Below are 693 nucleotides of genomic sequence, written 5' to 3'. Positions count from 1 at the left end.
GGACAACGCCTCCGCGCCGGACCAGGTGCGGCCGTTGCTGCCGGGGGACGGCGTCGTGCCGCGTGATCGTGACGTCGCGGGACGACCTGCGCGGCCTGATCGCGATGAACGGCGCGCGGACCGTGCCGGTGGACGTGTTCACGCCGTCGGAGTCCACGTCGTTGCTCTCGAAGCTGCTGGGGCCCGGTGATCACGCGGAGCTGGCCTCCCGGTGCGGCCACCTGCCGCTGGCGTTGCGAGTGGCGGCGGCCTACCTGGCAGGGCGCGACGACGTGACGATCTCGGGGTCGCCGATCGAGCTCGCCTACGCCGCGCTGCCGCCCGCGCCGCAACGGTTGTTCCGGCTGCTGTCACTCGTGCCAGGGCCGGACTTCACGCCGGAGGCGGCCTCCGCGCTGGCCGATGTGGACGCCGAGGGTCTGCTGACGGTGCTGGCGATCGCGAACCTGGTGGTGTCCGTCGTACCTGGCCGCTTCCGGTTCCACGACGAGCTGGTGCGTTACGCCGCCGCGTTGCGCGAGGAGTCGGACAGCCCGGCCGAGCAGCAGGCGGCGTGGACGGCACTGCTGAACCATTACATGCGCGGTGTCGAACGCTGCGCCGAGCTGCTCTACCCCGGCATCGTGCGGCTTCCCTCGCCGGCCACCGGCCCGGCGCCGCGGATCTCCAGCTCGGCCGAAGCCCTGGCGTGGC

Annotated in this window: 1 pseudogene; it reads left to right on the top strand. The window is 72.9% G+C overall.

What is annotated here, in order from left to right:
* Positions 1-62: 62 nt before the first annotated feature.
* Positions 63-693: pseudogene (locus tag FXN61_RS49820) on the top strand (AfsR family transcriptional regulator); the annotation flags it as partial.

Origin of the sequence: Lentzea indica (assembly GCF_012184385.1) — a bacterium.
Taxonomy (GTDB): Bacteria; Actinomycetota; Actinomycetes; order Mycobacteriales; family Pseudonocardiaceae; genus Lentzea; species Lentzea indica.
The sequence above is the reverse complement of the archived record's forward strand: the minus strand, read 5'-3'. Positions and strand labels throughout refer to the sequence as shown.